This window comes from Aeromicrobium erythreum (assembly GCF_001509405.1).
GTDB lineage: Bacteria > Actinomycetota > Actinomycetes > Propionibacteriales > Nocardioidaceae > Aeromicrobium > Aeromicrobium erythreum.
In genome coordinates, this window is record NZ_CP011502.1 from 1,532,661 (window position 1) to 1,555,872 (window position 23,212).

Genomic DNA, 23,212 nt, shown 5'->3' on the forward strand with positions numbered 1-23,212 from the left:
TCCATCGGGAGCGCACGGCCACGGACGTGCGCACGACCCGCCGACACCCAGCCGGAAACGGAGCGCCCCACCATGGCCACCAGCCTGATCGACACCGTCATCTCCCTGTGCAAGCGACGGGGGTTCGTCTACCAGTGCGGCGAGATCTACGGCGGCACGCGCTCGGCCTGGGACTACGGCCCGCTCGGCGTCGAGCTGAAGGAGAACATCAAGCGTCAGTGGTGGCGCTCGATGGTGCAGAGCCGCGACGACGTCGTCGGGCTCGACTCCTCGGTGATCCTGCCGCGCCCCGTCTGGGAGGCCTCCGGCCACGTCGACGTCTTCACCGACCCCCTCGTGGAGTCGACCAAGACCCACAAGCGCTACCGCGCCGACCACCTGTGGGAGGCGTTCGAGGCCAAGCACGGCCGTGAGCCCGAGAGCTGGGACGAGGTCCCCGACCCCGACACCGGCGAGCGCGGCCACTGGACCGAGCCCCGCGCCTTCTCCGGGCTCATGAAGACCTACCTGGGTCCGGTCGACAGCGAGGAGGGCCTGCACTACCTCCGTCCGGAGACCGCGCAGGGCATCTTCGTGAACTTCGCGCAGGTGCTGACGACGTCGCGCAAGAAGCCGCCGTTCGGCATCGCGCAGATCGGCAAGAGCTTCCGCAACGAGATCACGCCGGGCAACTTCATCTTCCGCACGCGCGAGTTCGAGCAGATGGAGATGGAGTTCTTCGTCCCGCCGGGCACCGACGAGCAGTGGCACGAGGAGTGGCTGGCCACGCGGATGGCCTGGTACACCGACCTCGGCGTCGCCCCCGAGAACCTGCGCTTCTACGAGCACGCGCAGGAGAAGCTGTCGCACTACTCCAAGCGCACGGTCGACATCGAGTACCGCTTCCAGTTCCAGGGCTCGGAGTGGGGCGAGCTCGAGGGCATCGCCAACCGCACCGACTACGACCTCAGCACCCACGCGAAGCACTCGGGCAAGGACCTGTCCTACTTCGACCAGGCCACGGGCGAGCGGTACACGCCGTACGTCATCGAGCCCGCGGCCGGCGTCAACCGCTCGATGATGGCCTTCCTCGTCGACGCCTACGCCGAGGACGAGGCGCCCAACACCAAGGGCGGGGTCGACAAGCGCACCGTGCTGCGGCTCGACCCGCGGCTCGCGCCGGCCAAGGCGGCCGTGCTGCCGCTGTCGCGCAACGAGCAGCTGTCGCCGACGGCCAAGGGCCTGGCGCAGGAGCTGCGCGGCTTCTGGAACGTCGAGTTCGACGACGCCGCCGCGATCGGCAAGCGGTACCGCCGCCAGGACGAGATCGGCACGCCGTTCTGCATCACGGTCGACTTCGACACCCTCGACGACCAGGCCGTCACGATCCGCGACCGCGACACCATGCAGCAGGAGCGGGTCGGCCTGACGCAGGTGCGCGAGTGGCTCGCGGCGCGTCTGCCCGGCTGCTGAACCGCCCTCGGGACACAATCGGGGCGTGAGCCTGCGCCCGGCACCCCGTTCCCGTCGCACGTCCCTCCGGGACGTCGCGCGGGTCCCGGTGCTGGCCGCACTGGCCGTCGGGCTGGTCGTGTCCGGGTGCTCGCGCTCCGAGGACGAGGCGCAGGCCGAGCCGGCACCGTCGCCGTCGGGCTTCGACGTCCCGGACGGCGTCACGCTGACCGACCCGGGCAGCAGGCTCGACGTCGGCGACGAGGGCACGGTCGTCATCGACCTCGGCGACGGTGCGGCGAGCGCCGTGACCGTCACGGTCGAGAAGGTGCGGCGCGGCTCGATCAAGGACTTCCGGTTCTTCACGCTCGACGAGCGGAGCCGCGACGCGACGCCGTACTACGTCGATGCGACGGTGCGCAACGACGGTCCCGCCGGCCTGGGCGGGTCGTCGCTGCCCCTGCTGGCGCACGCGGACGACGACGTCGTCTACCCGGCGAGCGAGCTGGTGGGGCGGTTCCGGCCGTGCCCGTCGTCGGCGCTGCCGAAGCGCTTCCTCGCCGGCGCCAGCGCCGACCTCTGCTTCATCTACCTGCTGCCACGGGGGACCTCGCTGCGCTCGGTCGACCTCCAGCCGGGCGATGCCGCGTCGGCCGTCCGGTGGCGCCCGAAGGACTGACCGGCACCCTGACGAGGGACCCGACGCGATGTTCTTTCTCGATCCTCAATGTTCTTTCTGCGCCGAGGTTCCGTCGCACCGTCCGGTCGGGCGAGGATGGACGCGGCCCCGTGCTGTGCGGGGCAGCCTCTCCACGGCGCCACGGCCGAGGCGGCGCCGGACGTCTCTCCCATGCGTCCGGCCGGACGTCGCCCGGCCAGGCCGGACCGAGCCTCTCCCGCTCGGGTCGTGCCGGTCGTGGGGAGCGCACCAGGGCCGGCGTCCGACGACGGTCGGCGCCGGCCCTGCGTGCGTCTGGGACACTGGTAGGCGATGACCACCACCACGACCGCGACGACGATCGTCACGGAGCCAGGCACGCAGGGCTCGAGCGACGTCTTCCTCCCGCGCCCGCTGCGTCTCGGCGACCTCGAGGTCGAGGTGCCGGTCGTGCTCGCCCCGATGGCCGGTGTCACCAACGTCGCCTTCCGTCGTCTGTGCGCGGAGCAGGGCGCCGGGTTGTACGTCTGCGAGATGATCACGTCGCGCGGGCTGGTCGAGGGCGACGCGACGAGCCTGTCGATGCTGACCTTCGCCGACAACGAGTCGGTGCGCTCGGTGCAGCTGTACGGCGTCGACCCCGACGTGATGGGCCGCGCGGTCGAGGTGCTCTGCGCCGACCACGGCGTCGAGCACGTCGACCTCAACTTCGGCTGCCCGGTGCCGAAGATCACCCGCAAGGGCGGGGGCGCGGCGCTGCCGTGGAAGGCCAACCTGCTCGGTCGCATCCTGGAGTCGACGGTCGCCGCCGCGCAGCCGTACGGGGTCCCGGTGACCATGAAGACCCGCCTCGGCATCGACGAGGACCACCTGACCTACCTCGACGCGGGGCACATCGCCGAGGACGCCGGCTGCGCCGCGATCGCCCTGCACGCGCGCACCGCCGCCCAGCACTACTCCGGCCACGCGCGCTGGGAGACCATCGGCGAGCTGAAGGCCGCCGTCTCGATCCCGGTCCTCGGCAACGGCGACGTCTGGGAGGCCGGCGACGCCGTCCGCATGATGCAGAGCACGGGTTGTGACGGCGTCGTGGTCGGCCGAGGCTGCCTGGGTCGCCCGTGGCTCTTCCGCGACCTCGCCGCGGCGCTCGGCCCGTCGCCCGACGCGTCGGGGCCCGTGCTGCCGACCCTCGGCGAGGTCACCTCCGTGATGCGACGCCACGCCGAGCTGCTGGGCGACTGGCTGGGCGAGGAGCGCGGCTGCGTGGAGTTCCGCAAGCACGTCGCCTGGTACCTCAAGGGCTTCCCCGCAGGGTCGCGGGTGCGCAGCGAGCTCGGGGGGGTCTCGTCCTACGCCGCGCTCGACGCGCTGCTGGCCGACCTCGACCCCGACGAGCCGTACCCCGTGGCCGAGCTGGGCACACCGCGCGGCCGCCAGGGCAGCCCGCGCACGGTGGCCCTCCCTGACGGCTGGCTCAGCTCACGGGACCTCGTCGGCACCGTCGACGCCGGCGCCGAGGACGCGTCCAGCGGAGGCTGACCCCACGGTCGCCGTCTGCGCACGCTCGTCCCGCGCCACGTCGACGGCGCGCAGCACGACGCCGCGCGCCTGTGCCGCATCGACGTGGTGCACGTCGACGTCGACCGGTCCGTCGGGCGTGTGCAGCTCGACCGTGGCGAGGTCGCGCAGTCGCTGGAGCGGTCCCTGCCGCAGCGCGAACGACTGCACCTTCGCGTGCGGCGCGTGACTGGTGCGTCGGTGCAGCCACCCCGTGGTCGAGCTGGCGCGACGCCGGCCGAGGGACAACGAGCGGAACCGCCAGCCGACCGGTGCGAACGGCCAGGAGCGTCGGCTCGCGCGCACGGTGACGACCTCGTCGTCCGGGCCGCCGTCCTGCACGAGCTCGGCCACGAGGGCTGCGGCGAGCGCGCGGTCGGCGATCGGCAGCAGCGTCGTGTCGAGGTCGCCGTCGTCGGAGCCCGCCCGGCCGGCCACGTCGACCTCGAGCCGGCACCACCCCAGTCGGCGCCAGAGGACGGGCTCCACGACGGCCACGCCCTGGACCCGGGCGTACGGGATGGTCTGGGCCGTCAGCGAGAGCAGCCCGCGCTCGATCCGCAGCCCGTGCGGCGTGCGCCAGAGGACGAAGCCCCACTCGGCGACCACGCGCCGTGCGACGACCTGTGCCGCCCAGGACAGCGCCGGCAGCACGCCACCGAGGACGACGAGCGGTGCGCCGAAGCCGAGCGCGGCGAGCAGGATCGCGACGAGCGCGGCCACCGCCGCCAGCAGGTCGAGGCTGAGCAGCGCGCCCAGCAGGGTGCGTTCCGGCGGCACGCGCGTGATGAGCTCACCACCGTCGTGGTCGGGCAGGGCGTCGTCGGGTCCGTCGCCCTGCGCGCCGTGCGCCCGCCGCAGCAGCAGACGACGCACGTCGCGCGCCTCGGCGAGCGGCAGGAAGCGCACGACGAGGCGCGACTCGTCGCCGCCGGCGAGGTCGACCCGCACCTCGGCGAGTCCGACCACCCGCGCGAGCAGCGGCTCCGCGACGTCGACGGACTGGATCCGCTCGAACGCGGCCCGGCGCGAGCGCCGCGTGAGGACGCCGCTGTCGATGCGCAGCTCCTCGTCGTCGACGACGAAGCGAGTGAACCACCACGACACGAGTCCGGCGAGCTCGCCGACCACGAGCCCGCCCCCGACGACGGCCAGCACCGCGACCCACCAGGGCACACCCTCCCAGCGGTCGCCCTGGAGGAACGAGGCGCCGAGGCCGACGACGGCCGCGCCCGCCCACAGCCCGCCCTGGACCACACCGGTCAGCGGATGCGTGCGGCGCCCGACCCGCAGCTCGGCCGCGGCGGCGGGGGCTCCGCCCGGCTCAGACCCCGGCATCGTGCGCCCGCCCGAGGTCGGTGAGCCGGTCGCGCAGGCGTCGGGCCTCGTCGGCGGGGACGCCCGGCACCTGGGCGGCGGTCTCGGTGCTCGCGGTGTGCAGGGTCACGCGGGTGATGCCGAGGCGGCGCTCGACGGGACCGGCCTCGACGTCGACGAACTGCACGCGTCCGTAGGGCACCACGACGAGCCGGCGGAACATGACCCCCGACGTCACGAGCAGGTCGTCCTGCGACTCCGCCCAGCCCCACGACCGGCGGTTCCGCTCGGCCCACCACCACAGCGCGGCGGCGGCCCCGAGCAGCACCACGGCGACCGCGGCGAGCAGCACGACCCAGCCGGTCGGGACGCCCGCGGCGGGGCCGAGCGCGGCCCCGGCGACGGCCACCACGCCGAGGACGGCGAGAGGTGCGGCGAGCACGAGGCGACGTCGCGTGGCGAGGGCGGGGGAGACCGGCGTCCAGGGCTCGGAGACCGGTCGGAAGAGGGACGCGTCCACGTCCGGCAGCCTAGGCCGTCGCCCGTCCTGGCGTGTTTGACCCGGGTCGGGGGACGGTGGGACACTCTGAGACGCAGCCGCCGCTGTACAACCGTCCCGCCGCCCGGCACCCGCGCCGGAGCCGCGATCTCCTGCGGAGGAACACCCATGGCCAAGGCCCTCGTCGGATTCGTCGGTGGACCCACCGTCGACCAGCTGCACGAGACCGCCCGACTCCGGCGTCGGGTCGCTGACCTCGAGGCCGAGGTGCTGCGCCTCAACGTCGAGAACGACGGTCTGCTGCGCACCCTCGCCGAGCGTGTCGACGAGGTCACCGCCGGCGACCTGCTCGAGCCGCTCTCGCACTGAGTCCCCGGGAGGGGACGCCGCCGCGCGTCGGCGGTCGTGCCGCGCCGACGCACTAGGGTGATCGCGTGTACCTGAAGAGCCTCACGCTGCGCGGCTTCAAGTCGTTCGCGTCCAGCACCACGCTCGAGCTGGAGCCCGGCATCACGTGCGTCGTCGGGCCGAACGGCTCCGGCAAGTCCAACGTCGTCGACGCCCTCGCCTGGGTCATGGGCGAGCAGGGCGCGAAGTCGCTGCGCGGCGGCAAGATGGAGGACGTCATCTTCGCGGGCACGTCGGGACGCCCGCCGCTGGGTCGGGCCGAGGTCGTCCTGACCATCGACAACACCGACGGCGCCCTGCCCATCGAGTACAGCGAGGTCACGATCTCGCGCACGATGTTCCGCAACGGCGGCTCGGAGTACGCGATCAACGGCACCAGCTGCCGTCTGCTCGACGTGCAGGAGCTGCTGAGCGACTCCGGCATCGGCCGCGAGATGCACGTGATCGTGGGCCAGGGCCAGCTCGACTCCGTGCTGCGCGCGACGCCCGAGGACCGGCGCGGCTTCGTCGAGGAGGCGGCCGGCGTCCTCAAGCACCGCAAGCGCAAGGAGAAGGCGCTGCGCAAGCTCGACGCGACGCAGGGCAACCTCACGCGGCTGCAGGACGTGCTGACCGAGCTGCGCCGTCAGCTCAAGCCGCTCGGCCGCCAGGCCGAGGTGGCCCGCCGCGCGGTCACCATCCAGGCCGACGTGCGCGACGCCCGCGCCCGGCTGCTCGCCGACGACATCGTCACGGCCCGCACGACGATCGCCGAGGAGATGGCCGACGAGGCGGCGCTGAAGGAGCGCCGGGCCGCCGTCGAGCACGCCGTGGCCGCCGCGCGCCAGCAGGAGACCGAGCTCGAGGACCGGCTGCGCGAGGACTCGCCGGCACTGTCGGCCGCCCAGGAGACCTGGTACGCGCTGTCGGGCCTGCGGGAGCGGCTGCGCGGCACCTCCGGCCTCGCCACCGAGCGGGTGCGGCTGGCGGCCGTGGAGTCCGACGACCGGCCGACCGGCCGCGACCCCGAGGAGCTGGAGGCCGAGGCGCGTCGCGTCGAGGAGCAGCACCGCGCCATGACGACCTCGGTGGAGGAGGCGCGCGCCGCCCTCGAGGCGGTCGTCGCGGAGCGCACCGAGGCCGAGGCCACCTACGGCGAGGAGGAGCGTCGCGTCGCCGGTCTGCTGCGCGCGGCTGCCGACCGTCGGGAGGGGCTGGCGCGCCTGCGTGGCCAGGTCAACGCGCTCAAGAGCCGCGCCGAGGCCGCCGACGCCGAGGTCGAGCGGCTCGGTGCCGCCCGCGACGAGGCGCTGCGCCGTGCCGACGAGGCGCAGAAGGCGTTCGCGGCCCGCGAGGGCGAGATCGCCGGCCTGAGCCGGGGAGAGTCCGGGCTCGACGAGGAGCTGGAGGCCGCCGAGGCGGTGCTGGCCGACGTCGAGGGCCGCGCCCGGGAGCTGCAGGTCGCCGAGCAGGACGCGTCCCGCCGGCAGGCGGCGCTCGCGGCGCGTGTCGAGGCGCTGGAGACGGGCCTCGCACGCAAGGACGGCGCCGGCGCGCTGCTCGCCGCGTCCGACGAGATCAGCGGCCTGCTGGGATCCGTCGCGGCCCTGCTCACCGTGCGTCCCGGCTTCGAGGCGGCCATCGCCTCGGCCCTCGGGTCCGCCGCCGACGCGGTGGCCGTCGACCACGTCGACACCGCCGTCACCGCGATGGAGCTGCTGAAGTCCGAGGACCTCGGCCGCGCCGGTCTGCTGCTCGGCGGCGAGGCCGACGTCGACGACCGCGACTGGCCCGGTCTGCCCGAGGGCGCGACCTACGCGGTCGACGTGGTCGAGCCGCCCGCCACGCTCGTCGCGGCGCTGCGCCGGCTGCTCTTCAAGGTGGCCGTGGTCGACGACCTCGCCGCGGCACGTGCCCTGGTCGCCCAGGCGTCCGACGTGACCGCCGTGACCCGCGAGGGCGACGTGCTGGGGGCTCACTTCGCCTCGGGCGGGTCGACCTCGCAGCAGAGCCTGCTCGAGGTGCAGGCGGCGATCGACCAGGCCCGTGAGGAGCTCGAGGCGGCCGAGCGCGCGCTCGAGACGCTGCGCTTCGACGGCCAGCGCGTGGCGCAGGAGCGGATCGCGGCACAGGAGCGCGTCGACGCGGCGCTGGAGCGTCTGCACGAGTCCGACGCCGAGATGTCGGCGGTCGCGGAGTCGCTCGGCCAGCTCGGGTCCACGGCCCGCGCGGCGAAGGGCGAGGCGGAGCGGCTCACGGCCGCGATCGCCGCCGCCCAGGAGGCCCACGAGCGCGACCTCGGCGGCCTGGCCGACCTGGAGGTGCGGTTGGCGCAGGCCGAGGAGGCACCCGACGAGGAGCCCGACACGTCGGCGCTCGAGACGCTGGCCGAGCGGGCGTCGACGGCCCGCCGGGCCGAGACCGACGCGCGGCTCGCCCTGCGCACCAACGAGGAGCGGGCCCGGGCGCTCGAGGGCCAGGCGACCGCGCTCGTGGCCTCGGCGGCGGCGGAGCGCGAGGCACGCATCCAGGCCCGGCTGCGCCGGGAGCAGCAGCTGCGCGAGGCCGAGACGGCGCGGGCGGTGCTCGCGGTCGGCGACGTCGCGCTGGCCCGGCTCGAGACGACGCTCGCGGAGGCAGCGGCGCTGCGCTCGAGGATCGAGCAGTCGCGCACGGGTCGCGAGAGCGAGCTGCGCGACGTCCGCGCCCGGCTGCGCAGCCTGTCCGAGGAGCTGCAGGGACTCACGACGTCGGTGCACCGCGACGAGATGGCGCGGGCCGAGCAGCGGCTGCGGCTCGAGGCGCTGGAGGCGCGCGCCCTCGAGGAGCTCGGCATCGAGGTCGAGGCGCTCGTCGCGGAGTACGGTCCGGACCAGCCCGTGCCCCCGACCTCCGAGGAGGTGCAGGGCGAGTCCAGCGACACCGACGACACCGCAGAGACCGACGAGGCGCCGCAGGGCCGGCCGTACGACCGGACCGAGCAGACGAAGCGGCTGCGGGCCGCGGAGCGGGCCATGGCCATGCTCGGCAAGGTCAACCCGCTCGCGCTGGAGGAGTTCTCGGCACTCGAGGAGCGCCACCAGTTCCTGTCCGAGCAGCTCGACGACCTCAAGCGGACCCGGCAGGACCTGCTCGACATCGTCGCCGACGTCGACGAGCGCGTGCAGCAGGTGTTCAGCGAGGCCTGGGTCGACGTGTCGGCGGCGTTCGAGGACGTGTTCTCGCGCCTGTTCCCGGGCGGCGAGGGTCGTCTCCTGCTCACCGACCCCGACGACATGCTGACCACCGGCATCGACGTCGAGGCACGGCCGCCAGGCAAGAAGGTCAAGCGGCTGTCGCTGCTGTCCGGCGGTGAGCGCTCGCTCGTCGCCGTCGCGTTCCTGGTGGCCCTGTTCAAGGCCCGCCCGAGCCCGTTCTACATCCTCGACGAGGTCGAGGCCGCGCTCGACGACACCAACCTGGGCCGCCTGCTCGAGATCTACGAGGAGCTGCGCGCCAACTCCCAGCTTATCGTCATCACCCACCAGAAGCGGACGATGGAGGTCGGCGACGCGCTCTACGGCGTCTCGATGCGGGGCGACGGTGTCACCACCGTCATCAGCCAGCGGCTGCGCGAGGAGGAGACCGCGTGAGCGGGCCGGAGCGGACCGAGCCCCGACGCACCGACTTCCCGGTCCTGCGCCGCATCACGACGCGGTGGGCGGACGAGGACGTCTACGGGCACGTCAACAACGTCGTCTACTACTCCTACTTCGACACCGCGGTGAACGGCTACCTCATCGAGCGGGCCCACGAGCTGGACGGCGTCGACCCCCGCACGCTCGACGCCTACGGCGTCGTCGCGGAGACCGGTTGCCGCTTCCTGCGCGAGCTGCGCTTCCCCGCCGACGTCGAGGCCGGCCTGCGCGTGACGCGGCTCGGCACGTCGAGCGTCGTGTACGAGATCGGCCTGTTCCAGGGCGAGTCCGACGAGCCGGCAGCGGTCGGGCGGTTCGTGCACGTGTACGTCTCGGGCGCCGACCGCACGGTCACCCCGGTGCCCGACGTCGTGCGCGCCGCGCTGGCCCCGCTCACCTGAGCGTGGCGGGGCGCCCCCGGCGCCTGGCAGGCTGGACGCCATGGACCTGCAGCACTTCCACGCCCTGCGCACCGGCGTCGTCGAGACCGACGAGGGCCCTCGGACCCTGACCGTGGAGCGGCTCGGGGTGCTGCGGCTCCCGAGCGGGCGGCTCGAGGTGAGCGACTCCCTCGTGAACCTGGGGGAGGGCATGCTGGTCGACGTGCCCGGGGGCGACCACCCCGTGGCGATGACCCTGGCCGACGTCTCCGACGCGCAGGACGGCTCGCACGTGCGGGTGGCGTACCTGTCGCTCGTGCTGGCCGAGGGCGAGCCCGCCGTCGTGGAGCGGGCCGCCGCGCGCGACGTCCCCGTCGACGCGGGCGTGGTGGGGTTCGCCGACGCCGAGAGCGTCGAGCGCGGCATGCCGGAGGACCGCTCGACCTGGTACGACGAGGTCTTCGACGGCTGGATCGAGCTGCTGCACTACCCCGACGACGGCGTCCACCGCCACGGCATCGACGTCCGGCTTCCCCGGGCGACGGCGGGGGAGAACGTCGTGCTGTCGACCGCGGGCTGGGGCGACGGCGTCTACCGCGTCTGGCGGACCCTGGCCGCCGACGGCTCGCTCCTGGGCGTGCACGTCGACCTCGACGTCGTCGACGTGCAGGACGACGAGCCCGCGCCGCCGGCGGCGTCTGCCGAGGAGCCGGAGCCGGCCACCGGCGGCTTCCTGCGTCGGCTGTTCCGGCGCTGAGCGCAGCTCAGCGCGTGAGCAGCACCTCGACGGCGTGGTAGAGCCACGGCACCGCCACGAAGACCGTCGGCACGACGAGGACGGCGGCCGAGACGACGCCGGACGCGACCGCCGAGGCACGCCGCGCACTCCGTGAGGCGGGGTCGCGCAGCCGCTCGAGGCGCACCAGCGCGTCGCTGCCCGCCCCGAGCGCGCCGGCCGGCGTGGAGCCACCGGCGAGCGCGACGATCGCCCGCGCGAGCGGACGGTCGCCCGTGACCCGGCGTGCGGCGTCGTCGGCCATGAGCTCGACCATCACCTGGCTCTGGCGCAACGGGGCATCGGTGCGCAGGACGCGGGGGAAGGCGCGGTGCAGGACGCCGAAGGCCTCGAGCACGAGGTCGTGCCGCGTGCGCACGTGCGAGCGCTCGTGCTCGAGCACCGCCCGCAGCGCCTCGTCGTCGAGCGAGGCCACGGCGCCGCTGGAGATGACGACGCGCGGGTCGCGCAGCCGAGGGATGCAGTAGGCGACCGGCGTCTGCTCGGCCAGCACACGCACGGCGGGCAGGGCGCCGTGCGGCTCGCCCAGCAGGTCGACGAGCTCGCGGTGCCGCGCACGGCGCTGCGAGGTCTCCCGCCACACCTGCCAGGCGGCCCACCAGAAGCGCGCCCAGACCAGGACGCCGATGCCCATGATGACCACGTGCAGCACCACACGCCACGGAGCAGGTTCCGGGTCGGTCACGAGCCAGAGCGCGGTGGAGAGCGCCGCCCCGGAGATGGCGAGGACCGCCGCGAGGGCGAGCGACTGCCAGAGCACGATGCCGGCGGCGGGTGCGAGCCGGGGCCACGCCGCGCGCGAGAGCAGCGCGGGGACCGGGAGGGCCAGCGCGAGGCCGATCGCGCCGAGCAGCAGGGGCGTCATGGCGTGCCCGGTGCCTCGATCTCCTCCAGCGCCGCGCGCAGGGCCGCGGCCTCGGCCGGGTCGACCGTGCGCGCGAAGTGCACGAGCGCGGCGGTGCGGTCGCCCGAGCTGTCGAGCGTGGCGTTCAGGAGCTCGGCCGTGGCGGCCTCGCGGGAGAGCGCCGCGGTGTACCGGAACGCCCGCCCGTCGCGCTCGCGGCTCACCATCTCCTTGGCGCCGAGCCGGTCGAGCACCGTCATGACGGTCGTGTAGGCGAGGTCGGCGGACCCGCCGGCCTCGAGCTGCTCCTGCACCTCGCGGACGGTCAAGGCGCTGGTGGCACGCCAGAGGACGTCCATGACGGAGCGCTCGAGGGAGCCGAGGGAGCGGGAGGACGGGGGCATGTGACCTAATCTACTACGCGATGTAGGAGTTTGGCTTGCCGGGACGACGCCGCGAGTCCTACGCTCGGTAGTAGTTACTACGAGACGTAGTAGTTCACGCAGCGGAGGCGTCGCATGGAAGCGCTCGACATCGCCCGGTGGCAGTTCGGCATCACGACCGTCTACCACTTCTTCTTCGTCCCGGTCACGATCGGGCTGGTCTTCCTCGTCGCCATGCTGCAGACCGCGTGGCACCGCACGGGGAACGAGAAGTACCTCCGGCTCACGCGCTTCTACGGCAAGCTCTTCCTGATCAACTTCGCGCTCGGCATCGCGACGGGCATCGTCCAGGAGTTCCAGTTCGGCATGAACTGGAGCGACTACTCGCGGTTCGTCGGCGACGTCTTCGGGGCGCCGCTGGCCATCGAGGGCCTGCTGGCGTTCTTCCTGGAGTCGACCTTCCTCGGTCTCTGGATCTTCGGCTGGGACCGGCTCAAGCCGGCCGTCCACCTGGCGTGCATCTGGCTCGCGGCGATCGGCACCGTGCTCTCGGCCTACTTCATCCTGGCCGCCAACTCGTTCATGCAGAACCCGGTGGGCTACCGCATGGACGAGGAGTCCGGCCGGGCCGAGCTCACGGACTTCTGGGCGGTCATGACCAACAAGGTCGTGCTCGTCACCTTCCCGCACACGATCTTCGCGTGCTTCATGGTCGGCGGTGCCGTGGTCGCCGGCGTCGGGCTCTGGCAGATGCTGCGCGGTCCACGTCGCGAGGACGAGGAGGAGCGCGAGGCCTTCCGGACCGCCGTGCGCCTCGGCGCCGTCGTGCTGCTCGTCGCCGGCGCCGGCACGATGGTCTCCGGCGACTTCCAGGGCAAGGTCATGACCGAGGTGCAGCCGATGAAGATGGCGGCGGCCGAGGGGCTGTACGAGGACGAGGCCCCCGCGTCGTTCTCCCTGCTGACCGTCGGCACCCTCGACGGCAGCGAGCCGCTGTTCGAGGTCAAGATCCCGCGGCTCCTGTCGTTCCTGGGCACCGGCACCTGGGACGGCGAGGTCCGCGGCATCGACTCCCTCCAGGAGGAGTACGAGCAGCGGTTCGGACCCGGCGACTACGCGCCGAACATCCCGGTGACCTACTGGACGTTCCGCGCGATGATCACCGCAGGCGGACTCGCCATGGTCGGTGGCGCCTGGCTGCTCTGGGCCACGCGACGACGGCGCCTGCCGTCGCTCGCGACGTGGGAGGGGCGCTGGCTGTTGCGCACCGCCGTCGTCCTGCCGTTCCTGCCGCTCGCGGCGAGCTCGTTCGGGTGGATCTTCACCGAGATGGGCCGCCAGCCCTGGGTCGTGTTCGGGCTCATGGAGACCTCGGCCGGGGTGTCGCCGGGTGTCAGCGCGGGGGAGGCCCTGACGACGCTCGTCGGCTTCACCGCGCTGTACGCGGCGCTCGCCGTCGTCGAGTTCCGCCTCCTGCTCACCTACATCCGCAAGGGCCTGCCCGACGCCGACCCGCCCGAGCTCGTCGACGACCCGGACGCGCCGCTCGCGTTCGCCTACTGACCCGCCCCACCCCCTGCACCAGGAGACCGTCATGGAGCTCACCACCGTCTGGTTCGTGCTCATCGCCGTGCTGTGGATCGGCTACCTCGTGCTCGAGGGGTTCGACTTCGGCGTCGGCATGCTCACCGCCGTGCTGGCCCGCGACGAGAAGGAGCGCCGCGTGCTGCTCAACACCATCGGCCCGGTGTGGGACGGCAACGAGGTGTGGCTCATCGTCGCCGGCGGGGCCACGTTCGCGGCGTTCCCGGAGTGGTACGCCACGTTGTTCAGCGGCTTCTACCTGCCGCTCTTCGTCATCCTCGTCGCCCTCATCCTGCGCATCGTCGCGCTGGAGTACCGCAGCAAGCGCCCCGCGATGGTCTGGAAGCGTCGCTGCGACGTCGGCATCCTCATCGGGTCGGTGGTGCCCGCGGTGCTGTGGGGCGTGGCGCTGGCCAACCTGGTGCGCGGCGTGCCGATCGACGCCGACAAGGAGTTCGTCGGCTCCGTCGTCGACCTGCTGAACCCGTACGCGCTGCTCGGCGGTCTCGTCACCCTCACCGTGTTCCTCGTGCACGGCGCCGTCTTCGTCGGCCTGAAGACGGTCGGCGACATCCGCGAGCGGGCGCGCGTCCTGGCACTGCGGGTGGGGGTCGTCGCGGCGGTGCTCGCCACGGTGTTCGTCGGGTGGACGGCCGGCCGCGACGGCGACGCCGTCGTCTGGGTGGCCGGTGCCGTGGCCGTGGCGTGCTTCGCCGCCGGTCTCGCGGCCGCGTCGGCCCGGCGCGAGGGCTGGGCCTTCGTCGGCACGGCGCTGTCGATCGCCGCGGTGGTGGTCATGCTCTTCACGGCGCTGTTCCCCGACGTCATGGTCTCCTCGCTCGACCCGTCCTGGAGCCTCACGACGACGAACGCGGCGTCGACGCCGTACACGCTGACGATCATGACCTGGGTCGCGGCGGCCTTCACGCCCCTGGTCGTCGGCTACCAGGCGTGGTCGTACTGGGTGTTCCGGCGGCGGATCGGGACGCACCACATCCCTGACGACGTCCTCGCGCCGACCTCCTGAGCCGCGCGGATGAGACCCCTCGACCCCCGGCTGCTGCGCCGGTCCCGACCCGTGCGGCGCTTCCTCGTCGCCACCGTGCTGCTCGGCCTGGTGGCTGCGGTCGCCGTCGTCGGTCAGGCCTGGCTGCTCTCGGCCACCGTCGTCGCCCTCGTCGACGGCGTCGCGCCGACCTCCGTCGCCGCGACCACCGCGGCACTCGCGGGCGTCGTGGCGGCGCGCGGCGTGCTCGCGTGGGCGCAGGCGACCACGGGCACCCGAGCCGCGGCGGCGGTCAAGGCCGGGCTGCGCCACGACCTCGTCGACGCCGTGCTCGACCAGCGCCGCACCGGCCCCGCGCCGTCGAGCGCACGCGTCGCCACGCTGCTCGACACGGGTCTCGACGCCCTCGACGGCTACGTGGCCCGCTTCCTGCCGCAGGTGGTGCTGACCGCGCTGGTGCCGGGCGCCGTGGTCCTCACGCTGCTCGCCGTCGACCCGCTGTCGGCGCTGATCGTCGTGCTCACGCTGCCGCTCGTGGTGACCTTCCTCGTCCTCGTCGGCATGGTGACGCGCGACCGCCTCGACGGCCGCTGGGCCGAGCTGCAGCGGCTCGGCCGCCACTTCTCCGACGTGCTCGCCGGGCTGACCGTGCTGACGGGCTTCGGGCGCGACTCCGGCCGCGGCCTCCGCGAGGTGGGGGAGCGGCACCGTCGCGCCACCATGGCCTCGCTGCGCACCGCGTTCCTGTCCTCGTTCGTGCTCGAGCTCTTCTCGACGCTGTCCGTCGCGCTCGTGGCGGTGGCGGCCGGTCTGCGGCTCGTGACCGGCGACCTCGACCTCGCGACCGGGCTGCTCGTCATCGTGCTCGCGCCGGAGGCGTACCTCCCGCTGCGTCGGCTCGGCACGCTCTTCCACGACAGCACCCAGGGCCTGGCGGCGGCCGACGAGGCCCTCACGCTCCTCGACGGCGAACGGCGGACCGGCCACCTGGTGGTCGAGGGTCCCGCGCCGGTCGAGGTGCGCGACCTGGTCGTCGTCCACCCAGGTCGCGAGCGGCCCGCCCTCGCGCTGCCAGGACTGACGCTGCAGCCGGGGGAGTTCGTCGCCGTGACGGGACCGTCCGGTGCCGGCAAGTCGACGCTGCTCGCCGTGCTGCTCGGCTTCGCGCTGCCCACGAGCGGCTCCGTGCGGGTCGGCGGCGTGCCCGTGGTCGAGCTCGACCCGGACGCGTGGCGGCGGCAGGTGGCCTGGGTCCCGCAGGACCCGCACCTGCTGGCCGGCACCGTCGCGGACAACGTCCGGCTCGGCCACCCGGCCGCCTCGGACGAGGCTGTGCGGTCGGCGCTCGTCGACGCAGGAGCGGCCGACCTCGCTCCCCGACGCGAGGTCGGCGAGCAGGGACAGGCGCTGTCGGCGGGGGAGCGGCGTCGCGTCGCGGTCGCCCGGGCGCTCCTGCGGGTGCGCGACGGCGGAGCCTGGCTCGTGCTGATGGACGAGCCGACCGCCGGTCTCGACGCCGAGCGCGAGAGCACCGTCCTCGGGACGCTGTGCCGCCTGCAGGAGTCGGGCGACGTGACGGTGCTCGTCGTCGCCCACCGCGCCGAGACCGTGGCGGCGGCGTCGCGGGAGCTGCGCGTCGACCGCCCGGTCGAGGTGGTCCAGGCCGGGCCGGCAGGAGAGGTGACCCCGTGAGCCGCCGGTCGCGCCTGCTGGCATCGTCGCGCACCCGGCTCGCCGCGGGTGGCGCGCTCGGCGTGCTCGCGCAGCTGAGCTCGCTCGGGCTGCTGCTGACGTCGGGCTGGCTGGTCGTGCGCGCGGCGGAGCAGCCACCGGTGCTCTACCTCATCGTCGCCGTCACCTCGGTGCGGATGTTCGGGGTCGCGCGCGCCGCGCTGCGCTACGCCGAGCGGCTGCTGACCCACGACGCTGCCCTCGCCCGCGGGATCGACCACCGCGTGCGGTCCTACGAGGGACTCGCCCGCGTGATGCCCGCAGCCGGCGCGACGCGTCGCGGCGACGTCGTCCGCACCGTCGTCGCCGACGTCGAGGCGCTGCAGGACGGTCTGCTCCGCCTGCGGCTGCCGTGGGCCTCGGCCCTCGTCACGTGCGCGGTCACGGTAGCCGTCGTCGCGCTGGTCCTGCCGGCGGCGGGCGTGGCGCTCGCCGCCTTCGCCGCGACGGCCCTGCTGGCGGCGCGCGTGCTCGTCCCGAGGCTCGCGGGTGCCGAGGGCAGCGCACCGACGGCGCTCTCGCCCGACGTGACCGAGCTCGTGCTGGCGGCACCCGACCTCGTCGCCTACGGGTCCGCGCGAGGCCGTGACGTCCGGGCGCACGCCGCCGTCGACGCGCTCGCCCGTCAGGACCGGCGACGAGCCTGGGCCGGAGGTCTCGGCTCGCTCGTGGTGCTCGTCTCCTGCGCGGCCTGCGTGCTCGCGACCGCGCTGCTCACGGCCGACGCAGGCCTCACCGGTCCGCTCGTCGGCGTGCTGCTCCTCGCGCCGGTCGGGCTGGTCGACGTGCTGGACGCCGTGGCGGAGGCCGAGCGGCTGCGACCGCGCGTGCAGGCCGCGCGCCGCAGGCTCGTCGCGCTCGAGGGGGGCAGCGACCCGATGCCGGCCCCCCTCGACGGTACGCGCCGGCCCGACGGCTTCGCCCTGGACCTGCAGGACGTCACGCTCGGCTGGGACGCCGACCTCGTCGAGCACCTCAACGTGCACGTGCCCGAGGGCGCGCGGGTGGTCGTCACCGGCCCCAGCGGGTCGGGCAAGAGCACGCTCGCGGCCACGCTGTCCCGGTTGGTCGCGGCCCGGAGCGGCACGGTGCGGCTGGGCGGCGTCGACCTGCTCGACCTCGACCGCGAGCAGGTGCGCGCCGTGGTCGGCTGGATGCAGCAGGACACCGTGCTGTTCGACACCACGGTGCGCGAGAACCTGCGCGTCGCCGACCCCCGCGCCGACGACGCCACGCTGTGGCGCGCGCTCGGCCGCGTCCGGCTCGCCGACACGGTCGCCTCGTGGCCCGACGGGCTCGACACCGTGCTCGGCGAGGACGGGTCGCGCGTCTCCGGCGGGGAGCGGCAGCGGCTCGGTCTCGCCCGCATGCTGCTGGCGGGACACCGCGTCCTCGTGCTGGACGAGCCGACCGAGCACCTCGACGGCGAGACCGCCCGCGCCCTGCTCGACGACGTCGACGCCCTGGCGCCCGAGCACACCGTCGTCGTCGTGTCGCACGCCCCGGAGGTCGTCGCGCGGTACCCGCAGCGGGTCGACCTGCGGCCGTCGCCGGTCCGACGTCCTAGGGTGGTCCGGTGACCAACACCGAGCTGCTCGTCGCCCTCATCGCCGTCGCCGTCGTCGTCCTCGGCGGCGGCGCCGCCCTCCTCGTGCGCCGTGGTCGGGGCGAGCTGCCGCCCCCGCGCGACCTCGACGCGATCACCGAGGAGTACATCGAGCACCCGGAGCACCCGGAGCCCCACCTCCCGTCGGAGGACGAGGAACCGCCGTTCGAGGAGGTCCCGGCCGACGAGAAGGACCAGCCGACCGCCCCGACGACCACCGTCGAGCGGCCGGAGCCGGCGCAGGGCCGCCTGGTGCGCCTGCGCGCGAGGCTGGCCCGCTCCAACTCCTCGCTCGGTCGCGGCCTCCTCGCGGTGCTCGGCCGGGCCGACCTCGACGACGCCGCCTGGGAGGAGCTCGAGGACACGCTCCTTGCCGCCGACGTGGGTGTCGGTCCGACGACCGAGCTCGTCGACCGGCTCCGCACGCGGGTGCGCGTCGAGGGCATCACCGACCCCGAGGCCGCGCGCCGGGCGTTGCGCGAGGAGCTCGTCGCGCTCGTCGACCCGACCCTCGACCGCTCGCTCGCGCTGCAGGGCCCTGAGGGCACGCCCGGCGTCGTGCTCGTCGTGGGCGTCAACGGCACCGGCAAGACCACGACGGTCGGCCGGCTCGCCCGCGTGCTCGTCGCCGAGGACCGCACCGTCGTGCTCGGCGCGGCCGACACGTTCCGCGCCGCCGCGGCCGACCAGCTCAGCACGTGGGGCCAGCGCGTCGGGGTCGACGTCGTGCGCGGTCCCGAGGGCGGCGACCCCGCCAGCGTCGGCTTCGACACCGTCAAGCAGGGCCTCGAGACCGGTGCCGACGTCGTCGTCATCGACACGGCCGGTCGCCTGCACACGAAGGCGGGCCTGATGGACGAGCTGGGCAAGGTCAAGCGCGTGGCCGAGAAGCAGGCACCCGTCACCGAGGTGCTGCTCGTCATCGACGCGACCACCGGCCAGAACGGCCTGCGCCAGGCCCAGGTGTTCGGCGAGGTGGTCAAGGTCACCGGCGTGGTGCTCACCAAGCTCGACGGCACGGCCAAGGGCGGCATCGTCGTCGCCGTCCAGCGCGAGCTCGGCGTCCCGGTCAAGTACGTCGGTCTCGGCGAGGGGGCCGACGACCTCGCGCCGTTCGACGCCGAGGAGTTCGTCGACGCGCTGCTGGCGTGAGGACGTAACACGCCCGTAACGCAGGAGCCGAACTCGTGACCTGAGCGAAACGCGACGCTGCCGCAGAGGTAATCCCCGACGTCCATCGTGTGACGTGGCGCTGCCGGGAGGCGCGCCGTCCCATCACGTCTCACGGAGGTTCCATGGATACCGGCGACACCGCCTGGGTCTTGGCCAGCGCCGCACTGGTGCTGCTCATGACGCCCGGGCTCGCGTTCTTCTACGGGGGCATGACGCGCGCGAAGAGCGTGCTCAACATGATGATGATGAGCTTCGCCGCGCTGGCCATCGTGCCGGTGCTGTGGGTGCTCTACGGCTACTCGTTCGCGTTCAGCCCCGGCGGCAACAGCCTCATCGGCGGCACCGAGCGGCTCGGGTTCCTCAACATCGGCGTCGACACCGCCTACGGCACGATCCCCGAGTTCGTGTTCGCCGGGTTCCAGCTGATGTTCGCCATCATCACCGTCGCCCTCATCAGTGGCGCGATCGCCGACCGTGCGAAGTTCTCCGGCTGGCTCGTCTTCGTGGTCGTGTGGGTCACCGTCGTCTACTTCCCCGTCGCGCACTGGGTCTTCGACTTCGGCGGCAGTGACGGGGAGGGGGGCGGCTGGATCGCCACCAAGCTCGAGGCCGTCGACTTCGCGGGCGGCACCGCGGTGCACATCAACGCCGGTGCGGCCGGTCTCGCACTCGCCCTCGTGCTCGGCAAGCGCACCGGCTGGAAGCGCGACCCGATGCGTCCGCACAACCTGCCGTTCGTGCTGCTGGGCGCCGGCCTCCTCTGGTTCGGCTGGTTCGGCTTCAACGCCGGCTCGGCGCTCGGCGCGAACGGCCTGGCCGGTCTCGCCTTCGTCAACACCGCGGTGGCCACCGCCGGCGCGATCGTCGGCTGGCTCGCCTACGAGTTCGTCAAGGAGAAGAAGGGCACCAGCCTCGGCGCCGCGTCGGGTGCCGTCGCCGGCCTCGTCGCCATCACGCCCGCCGCCGGTGCGCTGTCGCCGTTCGGGTCGGTCATCCTGGGCCTGGTCGCCGGTGTCGTGTGCGCCGCAGCGGTCGGCCTCAAGTGGAAGCTCGGCTTCGACGACTCGCTCGACGTCGTCGGCGTGCACCTCGTGGGCGGGCTCATCGGCACCGTCCTCATCGGCTTCCTCGCCACGACGGCGCCCGGTGGCGGTGCGCCCGTCGACGGACTCTTCTACGGTGGCAACGCCGAGCTGCTCGGCAAGCAGGTGCTGGCCGCCGTCGTCGTCATGGTCTTCTCGTTCGTGCTCACGTACGTCATCGGTAAGTTGATCGACATGACGATCGGCTTCCGGATCGACCCGGAGGACGAGGTCTCCGGCATCGACCAGGTCGAGCACCTCGAGTCCGCGTACGACTACACCGGCGGTTCCGGTGGTTCGCCCTTCAAGACGGGAGTCTGATGATGAAGCTCGTGACCGCGGTCATCAAGCCGCACAAGTGGGAAGAGGTCCGCGAGGCCCTCGCGTCCGCCGGCGTCGCCGGCATGACCGTCACCGAGGCCAGCGGCTACGGCCAGCAGAAGGGCCACACGGAGGTCTACCGCGGGGCGGAGTACGACGTCACCCTCGTGCCGAAGATCCGCCTGGAGGTCGTCGTCGACGCCGCCGACGTCGAGACGGTCGTCAGCACCATCACGGCAGCCGCCCAGACCGGCAAGATCGGCGACGGCAAGGTGTGGGTCGTCCCCGTCGACTCGGTGGTGCGCGTGCGCACCGGCGAGACCGACGAGGCCGCCCTCTGACCTCTCGCCCGACCCCGCCGCAGCCCACGACCGCACCGGTCGTGGGCTGCGGTGCGTCCTGGCTGGTCCGGTGCGGCAGGCTGGTGCCGTGAACCACCCCCCGAGCACCGCCGCCGACCGACGCCGCCGGGCCGACGACGCCGACCGCCTGGTCGCCGACGCGTTCACGGCGGCGGTCGGGCCCGACCCCACGGGCCTGGTCGCCGTCGCGGTCGGTGGCTACGGGCGACGCGAGCTCTCGCCGTCCAGCGACCTCGACGTCGTCCTGCTGCACGACCCCGCCGTGCCCGAGGACCGGGTCCGCGAGGTCGCCGAGGCGCTCTGGTACCCGCTGTGGGACGCGCGCATCCCGCTCGACCACTCCGTCCGCGACGCCGTGCAGATGCGCGCCACGGCAGCGGAGGACCACCGCGCCGCCATGGGCATGCTCGACGCGCGGACGGTGGCCGGCGACGCTGGGCTCGTCCTCGCGCTGCGCTCCCACGTGCTGGCCGACTGGCGCCGCGAGGCGCGCACCCGGGTCGAGGACCTGCGCGCCGGGCGTCGCCAGCGGCTCGAGCGCTCGGGCTGGCTGGCCTACGCCGCGGTGCCGGACCTCAAGGAGTCCGGGGGAGGCCTGCGCGACGGCGTCGACCTGCGGGCCCTCGTCGCGACGTGGCTCGTCGACGTGCCCCATGCGGAGGTCGAGGAGCTGCGCTCCGCTCTCCTCGACGTGCGCGACGCCCTTCACACCAGCACCGGGCGCCGTACCGACCGGCTCGCGATGGAGGACGTGCCGGCGGTCGCCGAGGCCGTCGGGATGGAGCCGCATGCCCTCGACCTGCACGTGCGCCACCTCGGACGACGTATCGCGCACGTCGCCGACGTGACCTGGCGCCGGCTCGACGCCGTCCTCGCGCCGAGGGCGAGCCCGCGACCCCGGCCCGGCCTGCGACGCAGCGGGCCTGCGGTGGTGCAGGTCGACGCCGGCGTGGGCTGGCTCGGCGACGAGGTGGTCCTCACCGCCGACGCCGACCCGCGCCGCGACCCCGCCGTCGCGCTGAGGGCCGCCGCCGTCGCGGCCCGGGCCGGACTCCCGTTCGCGGCGGGGACCGCCCAGCGCCTCGCCCGCGACCTGGGGCCGCTGGAGGAGCCGTGGCCGGCCGCTGCGCGCCGCTCCCTCGTCGACCTGCTCACTGCGGGCCACGGTCTCGTCGAGGTGTGGGACGAGCTCGACATCGCAGGTGTCGTCGATAGGTGGCTGCCGGAGTGGGCCGACGTGCGGCTGCGCGGCTCGAGCTCGCCGGTGCACCGGTTCACGGTGGACCGGCACAGCGTCGAGACGTGCGTGGTGGCCTCGACGCTGCGCCGCGACGTCGCGCGTCCCGACCTCCTCGCCGTCGCCGCGCTGCTGCACGACATCGGCAAGGGCAGGCCCGGCGACCACAGCGAGGTCGGTGCCCCGATGGCGGAGGCCGTCGCGCTGCGCTGGGGCTTCCCGCCCGCCGACGCCGCCGTCGTGGGCAGGCTCGTGCGCTGGCACCTGCTCCTCGGCACGGTCGCCACCCGTCGCGACATCGAGGACCCTGCCACGGCGGCGAACGTGGCGGAGATCGTCGGCGACGCCGCCTTCCTCGACCTCCTGGCCAGCCTCACCCAGGCCGACGCGCGCTCGACCGGCCCCACGGCGTGGACCTCGTGGCGGCGCGGCCTGATCGAGGGGCTGGTGGCCAAGACGCACCAGCACCTCGCGGGCACGGCGCCCGCGACCACGTCCGACGCGTACGAGGGCTGGCCTGCCGAGCTGCCCTTCCCGTCCGCCGACGCCCTGGCGCGTGCGCGCCGGGGCGAGGTCGGGCTCGACGTCGTCGACCACCACGGCGGGTCGCTCGTCACGGTCGTCACCGCCGACCGCCCCGGGGTGATGGCCCTCATCGCCGGAGGGCTCGCGCTCCAGGGTCTCGCCGTGCGCTCGGTGCGCGTGGTCACCCAGGACGACGCGGCCGTGTCGCTGTGGGAGGTGGCCCGGCCCGACCTCCTGGCCAGCGCGGTGCGCGAGCGTCTGCTGCCCGTCCTCGCCGGCGACGTGCCGCTCGAGCGACGCATGACGCTCACCCCGGTGGAGGGGCTGCCCGCCCGCGTCAGGGTTCTGCCGGGCCTGTCGGAGTCGGCGACGCTCCTCGAGGTCCGGGCCGCGGACCGCCGCGGACTCGTGTGGACGGTCTGCGCCGCGATCGCCGCCGTCGACTGCTCGATCCGCTCGGCGCACCTGTCGACCTACGGCGACGAGGCACGCGACGTCTTCTACGTGGTCGACGCCGACGGCGAGCCGCTCGACGAGGCAGCCACCCGTCGGCTGCACGAGGCGGTCGACGCGGCCCTGGTCTGAGCGAGCTGGTTCGCGGGGCTTGGCCGACCGGGGTCGTCGGCGTCGCCGGGCCCGCTCGGTAGGCTGGAGCC

19 protein-coding genes are annotated in these 23,212 nt (G+C 74.0%); 15 read left to right on the forward strand and 4 right to left on the reverse strand.

Annotated elements, in window-relative coordinates:
- Window positions 1–72: 72 nt before the first annotated feature.
- From Aeryth_RS07215 to dusB, 3 genes are all read left to right on the forward strand, one after another.
- Window positions 73–1,452, forward strand: a complete 1,380-nt coding sequence (locus Aeryth_RS07215; RefSeq protein WP_067856543.1) for a glycine--tRNA ligase — start codon at window positions 73–75, stop codon at window positions 1,450–1,452.
- Window positions 1,453–1,477: 25 nt separating this feature from the next.
- Complete coding sequence (locus tag Aeryth_RS07220; protein ID WP_144433712.1) at window positions 1,478–2,110, forward strand: hypothetical protein; 633 nt, start codon at window positions 1,478–1,480, stop codon at window positions 2,108–2,110.
- A gap of 312 nt (window positions 2,111–2,422) precedes the next feature.
- Window positions 2,423–3,628, forward strand: coding sequence for a tRNA dihydrouridine synthase DusB (dusB, locus tag Aeryth_RS07225; RefSeq protein WP_083516326.1), 1,206 nt, complete (start codon window positions 2,423–2,425; stop codon window positions 3,626–3,628).
- Here dusB and Aeryth_RS07230 read toward each other — a convergent pair.
- Window positions 3,569–4,984 (reverse strand): PH domain-containing protein, encoded by a 1,416-nt coding sequence (locus tag Aeryth_RS07230; RefSeq protein ID WP_067856549.1) that lies wholly within the window; start codon window positions 4,982–4,984, stop codon window positions 3,569–3,571. The two genes, dusB and Aeryth_RS07230, sit on opposite strands and share 60 nt — an antisense overlap.
- Entirely contained in the window at window positions 4,971–5,483 is a 513-nt protein-coding gene (locus Aeryth_RS07235; protein WP_083516327.1) for a PH domain-containing protein, read from the reverse strand. The genes Aeryth_RS07230 and Aeryth_RS07235 overlap by 14 nt, the downstream gene beginning before the upstream one ends.
- Before the next feature lie 147 nt (window positions 5,484–5,630).
- On the opposite strand from Aeryth_RS07235, the gene Aeryth_RS07240 reads away from it, so the two are divergent.
- From Aeryth_RS07240 to Aeryth_RS07255, 4 genes are all read left to right on the forward strand, one after another.
- A complete protein-coding gene (locus Aeryth_RS07240; RefSeq protein WP_067856552.1) occupies window positions 5,631–5,831 on the forward strand; it encodes a hypothetical protein in 201 nt (66 codons plus the stop codon).
- A 65-nt stretch (window positions 5,832–5,896) separates the two neighbouring features.
- Complete coding sequence (gene smc / locus Aeryth_RS07245) at window positions 5,897–9,481, forward strand: chromosome segregation protein SMC (protein ID WP_067856554.1); 3,585 nt, start codon at window positions 5,897–5,899, stop codon at window positions 9,479–9,481.
- Window positions 9,478–9,927, forward strand: coding sequence for an acyl-CoA thioesterase (locus Aeryth_RS07250; RefSeq protein WP_067856557.1), 450 nt, complete (start codon window positions 9,478–9,480; stop codon window positions 9,925–9,927). The genes smc and Aeryth_RS07250 overlap by 4 nt, the downstream gene beginning before the upstream one ends.
- 40 nt (window positions 9,928–9,967) lie before the next feature.
- Window positions 9,968–10,663: a DUF4241 domain-containing protein gene (locus Aeryth_RS07255; protein WP_067856560.1), complete on the forward strand. Its 696-nt coding sequence runs from the start codon at window positions 9,968–9,970 to the stop codon at window positions 10,661–10,663.
- Window positions 10,664–10,670: 7 nt separating this feature from the next.
- Here Aeryth_RS07255 and Aeryth_RS07260 read toward each other — a convergent pair whose 3' ends face one another.
- Both Aeryth_RS07260 and Aeryth_RS07265 read right to left on the reverse strand, forming a co-directional pair.
- On the reverse strand, window positions 10,671–11,567 hold the full coding sequence (locus Aeryth_RS07260; protein WP_067856563.1) for a M56 family metallopeptidase: 897 nt from the start codon (window positions 11,565–11,567) through the stop codon (window positions 10,671–10,673).
- A complete protein-coding gene (locus Aeryth_RS07265) occupies window positions 11,564–11,950 on the reverse strand; it encodes a BlaI/MecI/CopY family transcriptional regulator (RefSeq protein ID WP_067856566.1) in 387 nt (128 codons plus the stop codon). The genes Aeryth_RS07260 and Aeryth_RS07265 overlap by 4 nt, the downstream gene beginning before the upstream one ends.
- Before the next feature lie 114 nt (window positions 11,951–12,064).
- On the opposite strand from Aeryth_RS07265, the gene Aeryth_RS07270 reads away from it, so the two are divergent.
- From Aeryth_RS07270 to Aeryth_RS07305, 8 genes are all read left to right on the forward strand, one after another.
- Entirely contained in the window at window positions 12,065–13,492 is a 1,428-nt protein-coding gene (locus Aeryth_RS07270; RefSeq protein WP_067856569.1) for a cytochrome ubiquinol oxidase subunit I, read from the forward strand.
- A gap of 31 nt (window positions 13,493–13,523) precedes the next feature.
- Window positions 13,524–14,540, forward strand: coding sequence for a cytochrome d ubiquinol oxidase subunit II (gene cydB, locus Aeryth_RS07275; protein ID WP_067856570.1), 1,017 nt, complete (start codon window positions 13,524–13,526; stop codon window positions 14,538–14,540).
- Window positions 14,541–14,549: 9 nt separating this feature from the next.
- Window positions 14,550–16,211 (forward strand): thiol reductant ABC exporter subunit CydD, encoded by a 1,662-nt coding sequence (gene cydD, locus Aeryth_RS07280; protein ID WP_067856571.1) that lies wholly within the window; start codon window positions 14,550–14,552, stop codon window positions 16,209–16,211.
- Complete coding sequence (gene cydC, locus Aeryth_RS07285) at window positions 16,208–17,830, forward strand: thiol reductant ABC exporter subunit CydC (protein ID WP_067856572.1); 1,623 nt, start codon at window positions 16,208–16,210, stop codon at window positions 17,828–17,830. The genes cydD and cydC overlap by 4 nt, the downstream gene beginning before the upstream one ends.
- Window positions 17,827–19,008, forward strand: coding sequence for a signal recognition particle-docking protein FtsY (gene ftsY, locus Aeryth_RS07290; protein ID WP_067856573.1), 1,182 nt, complete (start codon window positions 17,827–17,829; stop codon window positions 19,006–19,008). The genes cydC and ftsY overlap by 4 nt, the downstream gene beginning before the upstream one ends.
- A gap of 143 nt (window positions 19,009–19,151) precedes the next feature.
- The gene (locus tag Aeryth_RS07295; protein WP_067856574.1) at window positions 19,152–20,432 is read left to right on the forward strand and encodes an ammonium transporter; all 1,281 of its coding nucleotides are present in this window, start codon (window positions 19,152–19,154) and stop codon (window positions 20,430–20,432) included.
- Between the two features lie 2 nt (window positions 20,433–20,434).
- Complete coding sequence (locus tag Aeryth_RS07300; protein WP_067856575.1) at window positions 20,435–20,773, forward strand: P-II family nitrogen regulator; 339 nt, start codon at window positions 20,435–20,437, stop codon at window positions 20,771–20,773.
- Between the two features lie 88 nt (window positions 20,774–20,861).
- Complete coding sequence (locus Aeryth_RS07305; protein ID WP_158509193.1) at window positions 20,862–23,141, forward strand: [protein-PII] uridylyltransferase; 2,280 nt, start codon at window positions 20,862–20,864, stop codon at window positions 23,139–23,141.
- The last annotated feature ends 71 nt before the right edge of the window (window positions 23,142–23,212 follow it).